The sequence below is a fragment of the Ruegeria lacuscaerulensis genome (assembly GCF_013031245.1).
In the GTDB taxonomy this organism is placed as follows: domain Bacteria; phylum Pseudomonadota; class Alphaproteobacteria; order Rhodobacterales; family Rhodobacteraceae; genus Ruegeria; species Ruegeria lacuscaerulensis_C.
Genome location: NZ_WPZL01000011.1, coordinates 83,048 through 96,830, shown reverse-complemented (window position 1 = coordinate 96,830; position 13,783 = coordinate 83,048). Strand labels below are relative to the sequence as shown.

General features: G+C 58.2%; 13 protein-coding genes. 7 read left to right on the top strand and 6 right to left on the bottom strand.

Going from position 1 to position 13,783, the window contains the following annotated elements; translation table 11 throughout:
• Nucleotides 1-82: 82 nt before the first annotated feature.
• Nucleotides 83-787 (bottom strand): orotidine-5'-phosphate decarboxylase, encoded by a 705-nt coding sequence (pyrF, locus tag GOX66_RS14525; protein ID WP_170763456.1) that lies wholly within the window; start codon nt 785-787, stop codon nt 83-85.
• Between the two features lie 151 nt (nt 788-938).
• On the opposite strand from pyrF, the gene GOX66_RS14520 reads away from it, so the two are divergent.
• Complete coding sequence (locus tag GOX66_RS14520; protein WP_170763455.1) at nt 939-1,259, top strand: hypothetical protein; 321 nt, start codon at nt 939-941, stop codon at nt 1,257-1,259.
• A 127-nt stretch (nt 1,260-1,386) separates the two neighbouring features.
• Nucleotides 1,387-4,005, top strand: coding sequence for an ATP-dependent chaperone ClpB (gene clpB, locus GOX66_RS14515; RefSeq protein ID WP_170763454.1), 2,619 nt, complete (start codon nt 1,387-1,389; stop codon nt 4,003-4,005).
• A 42-nt stretch (nt 4,006-4,047) separates the two neighbouring features.
• Here clpB and GOX66_RS14510 read toward each other — a convergent pair whose 3' ends face one another.
• The 4 genes from GOX66_RS14510 to GOX66_RS14495 all read right to left on the bottom strand — a co-directional run bounded on the left by GOX66_RS14510 (nt 4,048) and on the right by GOX66_RS14495 (nt 7,433).
• Nucleotides 4,048-4,275: a hypothetical protein gene (locus GOX66_RS14510; RefSeq protein WP_170763453.1), complete on the bottom strand. Its 228-nt coding sequence runs from the start codon at nt 4,273-4,275 to the stop codon at nt 4,048-4,050.
• A gap of 300 nt (nt 4,276-4,575) precedes the next feature.
• Entirely contained in the window at nt 4,576-5,016 is a 441-nt protein-coding gene (locus GOX66_RS14505; RefSeq protein ID WP_170763452.1) for a hypothetical protein, read from the bottom strand.
• Between the two features lie 263 nt (nt 5,017-5,279).
• Nucleotides 5,280-6,674: an aspartate aminotransferase family protein gene (locus tag GOX66_RS14500; RefSeq protein WP_170763451.1), complete on the bottom strand. Its 1,395-nt coding sequence runs from the start codon at nt 6,672-6,674 to the stop codon at nt 5,280-5,282.
• Nucleotides 6,675-6,749: 75 nt separating this feature from the next.
• Nucleotides 6,750-7,433, bottom strand: coding sequence for a GntR family transcriptional regulator (locus tag GOX66_RS14495; RefSeq protein WP_419555562.1), 684 nt, complete (start codon nt 7,431-7,433; stop codon nt 6,750-6,752).
• A gap of 140 nt (nt 7,434-7,573) precedes the next feature.
• On the opposite strand from GOX66_RS14495, the gene GOX66_RS14490 reads away from it, so the two are divergent.
• The 5 genes from GOX66_RS14490 (at nt 7,574) to GOX66_RS14470 (ending at nt 12,859) form a co-directional block, all read left to right on the top strand.
• Nucleotides 7,574-8,659: a polyamine ABC transporter substrate-binding protein gene (locus GOX66_RS14490; protein ID WP_170763450.1), complete on the top strand. Its 1,086-nt coding sequence runs from the start codon at nt 7,574-7,576 to the stop codon at nt 8,657-8,659.
• A gap of 69 nt (nt 8,660-8,728) precedes the next feature.
• Nucleotides 8,729-9,856, top strand: a complete 1,128-nt coding sequence (locus GOX66_RS14485) for an ABC transporter ATP-binding protein (protein ID WP_170763449.1) — start codon at nt 8,729-8,731, stop codon at nt 9,854-9,856.
• Nucleotides 9,856-10,746 (top strand): ABC transporter permease subunit, encoded by an 891-nt coding sequence (locus GOX66_RS14480; RefSeq protein ID WP_170763448.1) that lies wholly within the window; start codon nt 9,856-9,858, stop codon nt 10,744-10,746. The genes GOX66_RS14485 and GOX66_RS14480 overlap by 1 nt, the downstream gene beginning before the upstream one ends.
• On the top strand, nt 10,743-11,561 hold the full coding sequence (locus GOX66_RS14475; protein ID WP_170763447.1) for an ABC transporter permease: 819 nt from the start codon (nt 10,743-10,745) through the stop codon (nt 11,559-11,561). Before GOX66_RS14480 ends, GOX66_RS14475 begins: the two co-directional genes overlap by 4 nt.
• Entirely contained in the window at nt 11,558-12,859 is a 1,302-nt protein-coding gene (locus tag GOX66_RS14470; RefSeq protein WP_170763446.1) for an NAD(P)/FAD-dependent oxidoreductase, read from the top strand. The genes GOX66_RS14475 and GOX66_RS14470 overlap by 4 nt, the downstream gene beginning before the upstream one ends.
• Before the next feature lie 3 nt (nt 12,860-12,862).
• Here the strand turns inward: GOX66_RS14470 and GOX66_RS14465 are convergent, their stop codons facing one another.
• On the bottom strand, nt 12,863-13,729 hold the full coding sequence (locus GOX66_RS14465) for a phosphotransferase family protein (RefSeq protein ID WP_336509482.1): 867 nt from the start codon (nt 13,727-13,729) through the stop codon (nt 12,863-12,865).
• Nucleotides 13,730-13,783 lie beyond the last annotated feature (54 nt).

Genomic DNA, 13,783 nt, shown 5'->3' with positions numbered 1-13,783 from the left:
CGCGGGTGGACCGGAATGTGACGTAAGGTCAACTGGTTGTAGGCGAATTCTGGCCGAAAAATCCCGGATTTCGAGCAATCCTTTAGTGGTGTGTCAAGGAATTTAACTCGGCAAGAACCGCCTCGGCGGCCGCTTTCGGGTCTTCCGCCTGATAGATCGGGCGCCCAACGACGATGTGATCAGCCCCGTCACCTATGGCGCTGGCCGGCGTTGCCACGCGCTTCTGATCGCCAAGGGCAGCCCCTGCAGGGCGCACACCTGGGGTGACAATCAGGCGACCTTCGGCCTGCGGCAGGGCGCGGATCAAAGCGGCTTCTTGCGGGCTGGCGATGACACCGTCGGCCCCGGCCTCCAGCGCTTTGGCCGCACGTTCGACCACCAGTTCCTGCACGTCCCCGGCTTTCAACAGGCTGGCATCCAGATCGTCACGATTCAGCGAAGTCAGGATGGTCACCGCCAGAATCTTGAGGTCCTTGCCCGACGCCCCTTCCTTTGCGGCGCGCACCACATGCGGATCGCCATGCACCGTCAGGAAATCCAGATCGAACTGCGCCAGCCCGCGCACCGCGTTCTCCACCGTGTTGCCGATGTCGAACAGCTTCATATCCAGAAAGATGCGCTTGCCGTGATCCTGTTTCAGTTCATTAGCCAATGCCAGCCCGCCACCGGTCAGCATCCCCAAGCCAATCTTATAGAACGAAACGCTTTGGCCCAGACGCTCGGCCATGGCCAGACCCTGCAGGGCATTGGGAACATCGAGGGCAACGATCAGGCGATCATCAGACATGGGGCAAGCTCCTTTTTGGCAAACGTCTGCGTCCTAACGGGTTCCGGCGCTTGTGTCCATGCAGGACGGGTTGGTGATCGGGAACAAGCGGTCAGGTGCGGACTGTGTTATGGTGCCGATCATTCAAAAGAACTTTTCAGATGGGGGGACTATGAAACAGGTAATTGGCGTTGGGTTCATTCTGGCTCTGGTGGGGTGTCAGGATATGCCGTTGGAAAACGAGGCGGCGGATACGGTCATCAAATCTCCGACCAATGACAATTTGCGACTGGTGCGCGGGTATCGCTCCACCGATGACGATTGCCAACTGACAGGCGAAACCGCTTTCACGGTCAACTACCTGGATGATGCGGCAGACCTCGTGTCCTGTCCAACAGGCAGTGACGCCGCGCAATCATTGGTCGCCATGTACGGCGCGCGGCAGGTTGCGGAAACCGGAGGGTACACTGTTTATACCGTGCCCCGTCGTTAAGCCGGAATTTGCGGTTTAGCCTCTTGAACGGACAAAGATATTTCCCAGATTGAATGTGAGGCCCAGACCGACGCGTGCTGCCTAGCGGGCGCATCACATTCAGGGCGCTTGAGAAAAGGAGAATAATATGGACTTGAACAAGTTCACCGAGCGGGCACGGGGATTCGTGCAGGCGGCGCAGACGATTGCACTGCGCGAGGGGCACCAGAGACTGGAACCCACACATATACTGAAAGCATTGATGGATGACGATCAGGGGCTGGCGAGCAACCTGATCACACGCGCTGGCGGCGCGCCCAACCGTGTGGTTGAGGCGTTGGATGCCGCTATGGGGAAAATCCCAAAGGTCAGCGGCGACGCCAGCCAGATCTATATGGACGGCCAGACCGCCAAGGTGCTGGATGAGGCCGAGAAGATCGCGACCAAAGCGGGCGACAGCTTTGTGCCGGTCGAACGGGTTCTGATGGCGCTGTGCATGGTGAAATCCAAGGCCAAAGACGCTTTGGAAGCCGGAGCCGTGTCCGCACAGAAACTGAATGAAGCGATCAATGACATCCGCAAGGGCCGCACGGCCGATACTGCCTCGGCGGAGGAGGGCTATGACGCCCTCAAGAAATACGCGCGCGACCTGACTGAGGCTGCGGCCGAAGGCAAGATCGACCCGATCATCGGACGGGATGAGGAAATCCGCCGCTCGATGCAGGTTCTGTCTCGCCGCACCAAAAACAACCCGGTTCTGATCGGGGAACCCGGTGTCGGTAAAACCGCGATTGCGGAAGGGATGGCCCTGCGCATCGTAAACGGCGACGTGCCTGAATCACTGAAGGATAAAAAGCTGCTTGCGCTCGACATGGGTGCGTTGATCGCCGGTGCGAAATACCGTGGTGAATTCGAGGAACGCCTCAAGGCCGTTCTGACCGAGGTCACTGAGGCCGCAGGTGAGATCATCCTGTTCATCGACGAGATGCACACGCTGGTCGGCGCCGGTAAATCCGACGGCGCGATGGATGCCGCAAACCTGATCAAGCCTGCGCTTGCCCGGGGTGAGCTGCATTGCATCGGTGCGACCACGTTGGATGAGTATCGAAAATACGTCGAAAAAGACGCAGCCCTTGCACGTCGGTTCCAACCTGTGATGGTCACCGAACCAACCGTCGAGGACACGATAAGCATTCTGCGCGGTATCAAGGAAAAGTACGAGCTGCACCACGGTGTCCGTATCTCGGATTCGGCGCTGGTCTCGGCGGCGACCCTGTCGCATCGTTATATCACCGACCGGTTCCTGCCTGACAAAGCTATCGACCTTGTCGATGAGGCGGCGTCGCGGTTGCGGATGGAGGTGGATTCCAAGCCGGAAGAGCTGGATCAGCTGGATCGCCAGATCCTGCAGATGCAGATCGAGGAAGAGGCGCTGAAGCTTGAAGATGACGCGGCCTCGAAGGATCGTCTGGAAACCTTGCAAAAGGACCTGGCGGATCTGCAGGAGAAATCCGCCGAGATGACCGCCCAGTGGCAGGCCGAACGCGACAAGCTCGCAGGTGCGCGTGATCTGAAAGAGCAGCTCGACAAGGCGCGGGCCGATCTGGAGATTGCCAAGCGCGAAGGCAATCTGGCGAAGGCAGGAGAGCTGTCCTATGGCGTCATCCCTGAGCTTGAGAAAAAACTGACCGAGGCGGAGAACGCCGAAAGCAACGCCATGATGGCCGAGGAAACGGTGCGTCCCGAACAGATCGCTTCGGTGGTGGAGCGCTGGACCGGTATCCCGACCTCGAAAATGCTGGAAGGTGAGCGTGAGAAGCTGCTGCGGATGGAAGACGATCTGCATTCCCGCGTGATCGGTCAGGATGCGGCGGTGACAGCCGTTGCCAACGCTGTGCGCCGTGCCCGTGCGGGTCTGAACGACGAAGGCCGCCCGCTGGGTTCCTTTCTGTTCCTCGGACCCACCGGCGTAGGTAAGACCGAACTGACCAAGGCCGTGGCAAACTTCCTGTTCGACGATGACAATGCGATGGTCCGCATCGACATGTCCGAGTTCATGGAGAAACACGCGGTTGCTCGTCTGATCGGAGCCCCTCCGGGCTATGTTGGCTATGACGAGGGCGGTGTGCTGACCGAAGCCGTGCGGCGCAGGCCCTATCAGGTCGTTTTGTTTGACGAGGTCGAAAAGGCGCACCCGGATGTGTTCAACGTGCTGTTGCAGGTTCTCGACGACGGCGTGCTGACCGATGGTCAGGGCCGCACCGTGGACTTCAAACAGACGCTGATCATCCTGACGTCGAACCTTGGGTCTCAGGCGCTGAGCCAGTTGCCCGAAGGCGCGGACAGTGCGCAGGCACGGCGGGACGTGATGGATGCGGTCCGGGCGCATTTCCGGCCGGAATTCCTGAACCGTCTGGACGAGACGATCATCTTCGACCGACTCAAGCGGGCCGATATGGATGGTATCGTAGATATTCAGATGGCGCGTCTGCAGAAACGTCTGGCGGCCCGCAAGATCGAACTGGTTCTGGACGACAGGGCCAAGGAATGGCTGGCCAACGAAGGCTATGACCCGGTCTTCGGTGCCCGTCCGCTGAAACGCGTGATCCAGCGCGCCCTGCAGAACCCGCTGGCCGAAGCCTTGCTGGCCGGTGAGATCAAGGATGGCGAGACCGTTCCTGTGACTGCCGGGGCAGATGGTCTGATTATTGGAGACCGGCTGGGGACGTCAGAAAGACCGCGACCAGATGATGCTGTGGTGCATTGATCGGATGCGCACAAACGGGAAACCCGCCAACTCGGCGGGTTTCTATTTCGTTGGTTGCCTGTAGCCTTCGTTCAGGTCATCCGAAATGACTTTCATCCAGACCTGCGCCTTGTCCATTGGAAATCGGGCCGTGAACCGCAGATTGACAATACAGTCATCGATCACCCCCAAGGCGAGAAGTTCGGAAATACCATCTGTCGACTCAGCTTCGGCCCGCAGCGGCATCACCTGGGATTTATTGTGCATTTGATAGGCGTTGATCTCACCCAACGTTGCTCCGCGTTTTTCGGCAACAGCGGCAATACCCCGGGGGCCGCTTGTTTGAAAATCTCCAGAGCCATTTCGGACGAGATGGTTCTCTCTTGGTGATCATTAAAGTAGATCGTCAGTTTTGAAGTCGGGTCCGCGAAGCTGACGCAGTAACCTAGATCAGGATTCTCAATCTCATATTCTCGGGAACCCACCTGATTCAGGTCCCCCAAGACCTGCGGTTCAACCATTCTTGTTGCGGTTCAATGTATGCGTCGAAGGCAGAGTTGCAGCCTGAACATACATTTTAGAGACAGAGCGTTACTTCTGTTCCGCTACGATCAGGCTGTTCCGGCGAATGTCGCGGAGGCTGTCATAGCCGATCCTGACAATGCATGTGAAAGCAACCAGGAATACATACTGTAGAAGAGAAATCTGCATGACCAGCACGCCATAAAATACGGCCACGTACAACGCCGCCAGGACTGCCGCTTTTACAGCCCAGACAATCACTTTCCTCAAAGTGACGGCTTTCCCCGGCCTGGTCCCATTTAGTATAGACTGGCGCTCTGCTTCGCTCTTCTCCAGCACGGCGGCCTGCGCCGCCCGCCTTACGCCTGCGCTTGCGGGAATATCCAAACGGTTGGCTGCAAGATAGGCATCAACCAGGATTTCCAGCTCTCGGCTGGTAGGGGTGGAAACAGACATATGGGCGCGTCCTGAAGCAATCAAATAAGGCAGTGAGCGCTCAGTATGATGCATGATCTCGATTCCCACAGACTCATCTCGGCGATGAGACGTGTTACCGTTGCCCTATTGCCATATAATCCGGCGAAGAATTGCCCGTTGTCATTCCGGCACAGCAAAATACCGCACAGGGGCAACCGGGGCTACATACCTGGCAGGTAAGTATATGCGCATAGGTTGCAAAGCAGGCAAACCCAATGCTCAGGCCCTATTCGAATTAAGGGCGGCCTGTGCAGGCCGCCCCTTGTTTCTGATACCTCCCGGGAACCGTTTCCCCACTACGCGGCTTTCATCAGCCCTTGCCTGCTGATTTCTTCTTGCGCCTCGTCCAGCGACTTGTAGATGCGCACGAACATCTCGTCGATGTCCGCCGGGGTCATGACCAGCGGCGGCGAGATGATCATCCGGTCGCCCACATGGCGCATGATCAGGTTGTTGGCAAAGCAGCGGTCACGGCAGATATAGCCGATGGTGCCCGGGTCGGACGCGAATTTGGCGCGGCTGACCTTGTCCGGTGTCAGTGCGATCGACGCCATCATGCCCACGATCTTGGCTTCACCTACCAGAGGGTGATCTGCCAGAGCCTCCCACTTTTCTTTCAGGTAGGGTGCGGCGACGTCGCGGACATGGTCCACGATTTTCTCCTCTTCGAGGATGCGCAGATTCTCCAACGCCACGGCCGCCGCCACCGGGTGGCCGGAATAGGTGTAGCCGTGGTTGAATTCGGTGCCGCCGATCACCTCGGCGATCTCATCGTTGACGATCGACCCACCGATTGGCGCATAGCCTGAACTGAGGCCCTTGGCGATGGTCATGATATGCGGCTTGATGCCTACGGTTTCCGACCCGAACCAGTTGCCGGTGCGCCCAAAACCGCAGATCACCTCATCCGCGATCAGCAGGATATCGTACTTGTCGCAGATACGCTGAATTTCCGGCCAATAGGTATCGGGTGCGACGATGACGCCGCCTGCACCCTGAACAGGTTCGGCGATGAAGGCTGCGACACGATCTTCGCCCAGCTCGAGAATGGCTTCTTCCAGTTCACGTGCACGGGCCAGACCGAACTCCTCGGGGGACATGTCGCCGCCTTCGGCCCACCAGTTCGGCTGGTTGATGTGGTGGATGTTCGGGATCGGGATGCCACCTTGCGCGTGCATTCCCGCCATGCCGCCCAGAGACGCCGACCCGACGGACGAACCGTGATACGCGTTGTGGCGGCTGATGATGATGTTCTTGTCGGGCCGACCTTTCTCGGCCCAGTAGGTGCGCACCAGGCGGATATTGGTGTCATTTGCTTCGGACCCGCCTGCCGCAAAAAACACGTGATTCAGGTCGCCTGGCGCGAGTTCGGCCAGCTTCGCAGCCAAAGCAATCGCGGGAACGTGGGTCGTTTTGAAGAACGTGTTGTAATAAGGCAGTTCACGCATCTGACGGGCGGCCACGTCGGCCAGTTCGTCACGGCCATAGCCGATGTTGACGCACCACAGACCGGCCATGGCGTCGAGTATTTCCTCGCCCTCGCTGTCGGTCAGATAGACACCCTTGGCTCGGGTGATGACGCGCGCGCCTTCTTCGCCAAGCGATCCGTTGGCGGAAAACGGGTGCATGTGATGGGCAGCATCCAGCGCCTGCAATTCGGTGGTGGGCATGTGGTTCGTGATGGTAGACATCCGGGAATCTCCTGCAAGAGCGGTTGCAGATCACAATATGATCAAATTTTTTTCTGTCAATCGAATCGGACGGTCCTAGCCGCTGATCAGAGCGTCCATCATCAGTTCCATCCCTTGCTCGATGTCCTGAGCGGTGGCTTTGGCGACATTATCGGCGTCCTGCGCGCGCAGCGCCGCGACGATATCCTTATGCCGGTCCGGCAGGCTTTGGGTGCCGAATCGACCGCAGACAACACGCAGGGACGGACCAAATCTGAGCCAGAGCCGTTCTGCCAGATCGTTCAGAATCGGCGCGTTCGCATGGCAATAGAGTGTTTCGTGAAACGTGTGGTTCAGGCGCAGATACCCGCTGACATCGCCGTCAGCTATGGTGCGGTCCAGCTGCCGGTCGATACGCTCAAGATGATCGATATCCGAGGACTTCACATTCGTAGTCGCGCGGCGGGAAAGTTCTGATTCTATTGATATTCTGGCGAATATCATCTGCTCGACATCACCGTCCGTCAGCAACGGTACACTGACCCGACGGTTGCCCTGGAACATCAGCGCACCGTCCGAAATCAGGCGTCGAATTGCCTCTCGCACCGGGGTCATGCCGACACCAAGCGAATCAGTCAGGCCCTGTATCGTTACAGGCTGTCCGGGCACCAGTTCCCCGTACATGATCTGTGATCTGAGGGTTTGGTACACCTGCTCATGCGCGGGTCGTTTCTCACTGCCCATGATCGAGCCGGATGCCTTATTTTTGATCAAATCCAATTGGTTTGCCCTGTTTTCAAAGATGCTGACTTGCCAGGTTTCTGACCTCGTGAAACCATACGCGGGATCGGGGGAAAACGCAAAACTTGATCAAATCCAAAAAAACGGGAAAATACCCGTACACTTGCAGGGAGAAGAAAATGACAATCAAAACGCTGACCATGACAGCGGTCATCGCATTGGGGACTTCGGCCGCCTTTGCCGAAGAGGTGCGTGTTTACAACTGGTCCGACTACATCGATGAGGACCTTCTGAGCAAATTCGAAGAAGAGACGGGCCTGACCCTGATCTACGACGTGTTTGACAGCAACGAGGTTCTGGAAACCAAGATGCTGGCCGGTGGCTCGGGCTATGATGTGGTGGTGCCGTCGGGCACTTTCCTTCAGCGCCAGATTCAAGCCGGCGCGTTTCAGGAACTGGACGCGTCCAAACTGTCGAACTCTGGAAATCTGTGGGACGTGATTCAGGAACGTACCGCAGGATATGACCCGGCCAACGCCTATTCTATCAACTACATGTGGGGCACCACGGGCATTGGCATCAACGTTGACAAAGTCAAAGAAGCGCTGGGTGAAGATGTCGCCCTCAACAGCATGGACCTGGTTCTGAAGCCTGAGAATATGGAAAAGCTGGCCTCATGCGGTGTGCATTTCCTGGATGCGCCTTCCGAGATCATCCCGATGGTGCTGCAATATATCGGTGAGGACCCCGACAGCCACGACACCGACGTGATCGGAAAGACCGAAGAGGTTCTCGTCAGCGTCCGCCCGCATATCCAGAAGTTCCACAGCTCTGAATACATCAACGCGTTGGCAAACGGTGACATCTGTGTGGCCGTTGGCTGGTCGGGCGACATTCTTCAGGCGCGGGATCGTGCGGCCGAGGCGGACAATGGGGTGAACATCGAATACCATCCCTTCGCCGAAGGCTCGCTGATGTGGTTCGACCAGATGGCGATTCCGGCGGATGCTCCAAACCCGGAAGGCGCGCATCAGTTCCTGAATTTCATTCTGGACGCCAACAACATGGCGGCTGCGTCCAATTATGTGTACTACGCCAACGGCAACAAGGCCTCGCAGGAGTTTCTTGCGGAAGATGTGATCGGTGATCCGGCGATTTACCCGGATGATTCAACCATGCAGAATCTCTACATCACAACGCCTTACCCGGCAAAAACACAGCGGACTGTGACCCGTCTGTGGACCAAGATCAAATCGGGCACCTGATCCGATTTATATGTGCAGGGCGGCCCTGCCGCCTTGCCCCATTTTCCAGATTGCCGAACGGGGGCCGTTTTGAACTCTGACGTCTTTGCGCCGTGGGATGACCCACAGGCGAAACCTTTGATCCAGTTCCAGAATGTCACCAAGCGGTTCGGTGAATTCACGGCCATCGACAATCTGTCTCTGGATATCTTCGAACAGGAATTCTTTGCTCTGCTGGGGCCGTCGGGCTGCGGCAAGACCACCATGATGCGGATGCTGGCGGGGTTTGAAACCCCGACCGAGGGGCACATTCTGCTGGGTGGTCAGGATATCGACCCGATCCCGCCGAACAAGCGGGCCGTGAACATGATGTTTCAGTCCTACGCCCTGTTTCCGCACCTGAGCATCTGGGAAAACATCGCTTTCGGCCTGCGCCGGGACAACATGCCCAAGCACGACCTTGAAGAGCGTGTGGAAGAAATGCTGCGCCTGACCCGGCTAGAGCAATTTGCCCGCCGCAAGCCGCATCAGATTTCCGGTGGTCAGCGCCAGCGGGTGGCGCTGGCGAGGTCACTGGCCAAGGCGCCGAAGTTGCTGCTGCTGGACGAACCTCTGGGCGCGCTGGACAAAAAACTGCGTCAGGACACGCAGTTCGAATTGATGGATATCCAGGAAAAGACCGGCACCACCTTTGTGATCGTGACCCACGATCAGGAAGAGGCGATGACAGTCGCCAGCCGGGTCGCCGTGATGGATCAGGGCAAGCTGATGCAGGTGGCGACGCCGGACAAGATTTACGAAAACCCGAACTCGGTCTATGTGGCCGATTTTATTGGCGACGTGAATATTATCGAAGGTCGCGCGACGGAAAATGGCGGGGAGACCTATCAGATCGACTGGGCCGAAGGGCAGGCGCCGCTGACCGCGACTTCAGCCAATGGGGTTTCGAACGGTCAGGCGTGCCACTTGGCCATCCGGCCCGAAAAGGTAACGATTTCGGCGGACCGCCCGGCTGATGCGATCAATGCCATTCAGGGCAAGGTGCATGACATCGCCTATCTGGGCAACCTGTCCACCTATTACGTTGAACTACCCAACGGCACGATTATCAAGGCGCAGACGGCCAACACCCGCCGCATTTCGCGCCGCTCGTTTACATGGGAAGACCCGGTCTGGCTGTCCTGGACAGCGACGGCCGCGGTCCTGCTGGCCAACTGATGCGCCGCGCCCTGCTGATCGCCGTCCCTTATGTCTGGCTGCTGGCGCTGTTTCTGGTGCCGTTCTTCATCGTTCTGAAGATTTCATTGTCGGATATCGCTCTGGCCATTCCGCCCTACACTCCGACGCTGGACCTGTCGCAGGGGTGGGTCGGGATCCAGGACTTTTTCAGCCAGCTGGATTTCGAGAATTTCATCTGGCTGACAGAAGACGCCCTGTATTGGAAAGCCTATCTGTCCAGCGTCAAAATCGCCCTGATCTCAACCATATTTACGCTTCTTGTGGGCTACCCCATCGCCTATGGCATGGCCCGCGCACCTACTGAGTGGCGTCCGACGCTGATGATGCTGGTGATCCTGCCGTTCTGGACCTCGTTCCTGATCCGCGTCTATGCGTGGATGGGCATTCTCAGCAACGAAGGCTACCTGAACCAGTTGCTGCTGTGGACGGGCATCATCTCGACTCCGCTGACCATTCTGAACACCAATACGGCGGTCTATATTGGCATCGTCTACACCTATCTGCCCTTCATGATCCTGCCGATCTATTCGGCGCTGGAGCGGATGGACGAATCCCTGATCGAAGCGGCCGAGGATCTGGGTTGCTCGCGCATTCAGGCGTTCTGGCTGGTGACCATCCCGCTGTCCCGTCCCGGCATCATCGCCGGATGTTTCCTGGTGATGATCCCTGTGATCGGTGAATTTGTGATCCCGTCGCTGCTGGGTGGGTCCGGCACGCTGATGATCGGCAAGGTGTTGTGGGAAGAGTTCTTCTCGAACCGCGACTGGCCGGTGGCCAGCGCCGTGGCGGTGGTACTGCTGTTGATCCTCGTGGTGCCGATTGTGCTGTTCCAGCGCAATCAGCAGAAACAGGCGGAGGCCGAACAATGAACAGGATGAGCTGGTTCAACGCGGTCTCCCTGACGCTGGGGTTTGCGTTCCTCTACATTCCGATGGTCATACTGATCATCTTCAGCTTCAACGAAAGCAAGCTGGTGACGGTCTGGGCCGGGTTCTCGACCAAATGGTACGGTGAACTGGTCCAGAACGAGCAGATGCTGAACGCAGCATGGGTGACTTTGCGCGTTGCGGTGTTCTCGTCGACAATCGCAACAATTCTGGGCACTGCCGCCGCTTATGTGTTGGTGCGCGGGGGCCGTTTCTTTGGCCGCACCCTGTTTTCGGGCATGATTTACGCGCCGCTGGTGATGCCCGAGGTGATCACCGGCCTGTCGCTGCTGCTGCTATTCATCGGCATCGGATTGGATCGGGGCATCCTGACCATCGTTCTGGCCCACACAACCTTTTCGATGTGTTTCGTTTCGGTCGTCGTCTCCTCGCGCCTAGTGACCTTTGACCAATCGCTGGAAGAGGCCGCGCTGGACCTTGGTTGCTCACCCGCGCAGGCATTCCGCCTTGTGACGCTGCCGATCATTGCACCTGCGGTGATCTCGGGTTGGCTGCTGGCCTTCACGCTGTCGCTGGACGATCTTGTGATCGCATCCTTTACCTCGGGACCGTCGGCAACGACTTTGCCGATGAGGATATTCTCTGCCGTGCGTCTTGGCGTCAGTCCCGAAATCAACGCCCTGTCGACGCTGATGATTGCGGTCGTGACAGTGGGGGTCATCACCGCCTCACTGGTCACGAAACGCGCAATGGTGCGGCAAAAACAGGATGAAATGGCCGCCGCGCGTACGGAATGAAGCGGCTGTTTCCAGACTACACTTATGGTCCCGGCCCCCGCACGAACTGTTGGTGGGACGAGACCATTGCCTGCCCGGACTGGCCGGTCCAGCAAGGCGATCTGGACGTTGACGTCGCAATTGTGGGCGGTGGATACACGGGCGTTTCAGCCGCACTGCATCTGGCCGAAACCGGTGTTTCGGTTGCTGTTTTGGAGGCCGAAACGCCCGGCTGGGGTGCCTCGGGCCGCAATGGCGGGTTTTGCTGTCTTGGCGGGTCAAAACTGAGCCATCGAGCCATGGTCCGGCGGTTCGGAGGGGCCGCCGCGCGCAGCTATGAGAAAGCCGAAGAAGATGCGGTCCATCTTGTTGCAGACCTGCTTGATACTCACCAAATCGACGCGGACACGCATTCAAGTGGTGAAACCCAGCTGGCCCATAACGCCCGCGCAATGGAGGGCCTGCGTCGCAAAGCAGACGAGGCGGGTATTTTGCACGAATCTGTCGACCTGCCGGGACTGGGGTTTGGTGGGGCTTTTCACGGCGGGTATACCAACCCGGTCGGGTTCGGGTTGAACCCCAGAAAATACCTGTTCGGGCTGGCAAATGCTGCCCAGTCCCGTGGCGCCAACCTGTTCCAGAAAAGCGCCGTTCGAAACATCCGCAATGCACAATCCGGGTTCGACGTTCAGACGGTATCGGGCCGGGTCAGAGCCTCGAATGTGCTGATCTGCACCAACGGCTATTCCAGTGAAGACGTACCGCTCTGGATGTCCGGTCGATATATGCCTGCCCAGTCCACGGTATTGGTGACACGCCCCATGTCCGAGGCCGAGTTGCTGGCGCAGGGCTGGTTCAGCGATCAGATGTCTTATGACACCCGCCATTTGTTGCACTATTTTCGACTTATGCCCGATCGACGGTTCCTGTTTGGGATGCGTGGCGGGCTCTGGTCGTCGCCCCAGGCCGAGGTCGCGATTCGCCGAAACGTCCAGCAGGATTTCCGCCGGATGTTTCCGGCTTGGGCGGGTGTCGACGTTACCAATATGTGGTCGGGTATGGTCTGTCTGTCGCGAGACTTCATGCCCTATGTCGGGCCTGTTGCGGATCAAACGGGCATGTTCGCCGGCTTTGCCTATCACGGAAACGGAGTGGCGATGGGTACCTATTGCGGGCGTGCGCTGGCGCGACTGGTATTGGGTCAGGACACGGATCTGCCGGAGCCGATAGTGCGCGATCCGGGGCGTTTCCCACTTGGGCCGTGGCGGCGCGCATTGCTGCCGCCTGCTTATGCAATGATGGCGCTTGGCGATTTGTAAGGGCTAAAGCGCAGCAATTTCCAAGTCCAATCCGACTGAGTAATCCGGCGCACCTTTTTCGACACGCCACAGGCAATAGGCCGCCATGCGCCACGCATACCAACGGCGCAGGTTCTTATATCTTTCCACCGTGTCGATGTCGCCATAAGCGAACAGAAACTGGTTCTCTTCCGACGTATTCAACGGGGCGCCCCGGTACAGGTGCTGCATCGCGGGCGACAGAAAAAGCGCCAGATCTTCGCTGGGATCACCCTGCGCCGGACATTGCCAGTCAATGAGGGTCAGGCCAGACGGGGCAACCAGAATGTTTCCGGCAACCGGGTCTCCGTGGATCAGGCAAGTGCGGGCAGCCGAAGCCACCTGTTCCTTAGGGCGCAGACGCTCCAATCTGTGGCGTATTTCAGATTTGCACTCATCAAGAATGCTTTGCCCGTGTCGGGCCAGATCCTCACTGCCGTTACATCCAGCAGGCACCTCAACAGAAAGGTCGAGCGTGTGCAGCTTTTGCAGCAACTGTGCGACGCGCGCAGGATCCTCCTGCCACGGTGACCCCGGAGCGTGATCGTAAAAGACCCACCGGCCGTTTTCATGCCGGCCGGTCGCGCGCAGACGAGGGACAAAACCCGTGTTTTCCAAGGCCATCAGGCAACGTGCTTCCAACTCGGCATCATTGCGAAACAGCGGGTTGCGAAGCGCGGTACGGTACAGTTTCAGGACCTTGCCGCCACCTCCGCCCAGCACCTTCCACACCTGATTGGTGCGTCCGCCATAGAGCGTTTGAAATTGCGCACCGGAGTCGACTAGGCCCCGGTCGCCCAGTTCGTCAACAAGATCCGGAGGTGGGGTAGTCGGGTCAGGCAGTGGGGTCACCGATACTGTAAGCGAGTCGAATTTTGTCCCGGTTTGGCCTGTCCTGCCTTGTAG

What these genes read in the sequence shown, in the direction of transcription:
- GOX66_RS14490 (WP_170763450.1), top strand. Translation starts at nt 7,574, where the DNA reads ATGACAATCAAAACGCTGACCATGACAGCGGTCATCGCATTGGGGACT.
- GOX66_RS14470 (WP_170763446.1), top strand. Translation starts at nt 11,558, where the DNA reads ATGAAGCGGCTGTTTCCAGACTACACTTATGGTCCCGGCCCCCGCACG.
- GOX66_RS14500 (WP_170763451.1), bottom strand. Translation starts at nt 6,674, where the DNA reads ATGTCTACCATCACGAACCACATGCCCACCACCGAATTGCAGGCGCTG.
- GOX66_RS14520 (WP_170763455.1), top strand. Translation starts at nt 939, where the DNA reads ATGAAACAGGTAATTGGCGTTGGGTTCATTCTGGCTCTGGTGGGGTGT.
- clpB (WP_170763454.1), top strand. Translation starts at nt 1,387, where the DNA reads ATGGACTTGAACAAGTTCACCGAGCGGGCACGGGGATTCGTGCAGGCG.
- GOX66_RS14480 (WP_170763448.1), top strand. Translation starts at nt 9,856, where the DNA reads ATGCGCCGCGCCCTGCTGATCGCCGTCCCTTATGTCTGGCTGCTGGCG.
- GOX66_RS14475 (WP_170763447.1), top strand. Translation starts at nt 10,743, where the DNA reads ATGAACAGGATGAGCTGGTTCAACGCGGTCTCCCTGACGCTGGGGTTT.
- GOX66_RS14505 (WP_170763452.1), bottom strand. Translation starts at nt 5,016, where the DNA reads ATGCATCATACTGAGCGCTCACTGCCTTATTTGATTGCTTCAGGACGC.
- pyrF (WP_170763456.1), bottom strand. Translation starts at nt 787, where the DNA reads ATGTCTGATGATCGCCTGATCGTTGCCCTCGATGTTCCCAATGCCCTG.